Below are 579 nucleotides of genomic sequence, written 5' to 3'. Positions count from 1 at the left end.
TACTCAAACGGAACAAAACCTGGGACACTTCAGGGCTGTATTCCATTCCGATCACGGCAGTGTGTACACCTCACAAGCCTTTAGGAGCTATTGCTCGTCGTTGGGTGCGCGCCAGTCCATGGGAGCGGTAGGAACGAGTGCGGATAACGCCCTAGCAGAATCATTTAACCCCACGCTCAAGCGGGAAGTCTTGCGTGATAGGAAAGTCTTTGACAATCCGATCGCCTGCCGGCAGGAAGTCTTTCAATGGTGCAATCTTGTAGCCCCTGATGTCTTTGAAGCCGAGACGTCAGCGACACTGACCAAAGCAGTATAGCTAACCCCCGACGTGTCCACTTTCCGGGGGTCAGGCCCGGTGTACATCAAGTTTTGCCTGGATCAGTCCTATTCCATCCGTCGCACCGCCCGACAACTCGGCAGGCATCCCAGCGTGATCAGCCGCGAGGTAACCCGCAACAGTATCGACGGGGTGTATCACCCACTGATAGCCCAGCAACGCAGCATCGATGCGGCCAAACGCCCGAAACCGCGGAAACTGGATGCTAATACCACGTTACGACGTATCGTCATTCGACTGCT

At 55.3% G+C, this 579-nt stretch carries 1 protein-coding gene and 1 pseudogene; both read left to right on the top strand.

Features of this window, described 5'->3' with window-relative positions; all coding sequences use genetic code 11:
- Positions 1-316: pseudogene (locus tag HMPREF3098_RS11095) on the top strand (DDE-type integrase/transposase/recombinase); the annotation flags it as partial.
- A gap of 12 nt (positions 317-328) precedes the next feature.
- Positions 329-579, top strand: a 251-nt coding sequence (locus tag HMPREF3098_RS11090; RefSeq protein WP_246815905.1) for a helix-turn-helix domain-containing protein, incomplete at its 3' end; no start/stop codon positions are given.

This window comes from Corynebacterium sp. HMSC28B08 (assembly GCF_001806865.1).
Taxonomy (GTDB): Bacteria; Actinomycetota; Actinomycetes; order Mycobacteriales; family Mycobacteriaceae; genus Corynebacterium; species Corynebacterium auriscanis.
Note: the sequence above shows the minus strand (reverse complement) of the source record. Positions and strands in the feature narration are given on the sequence as shown.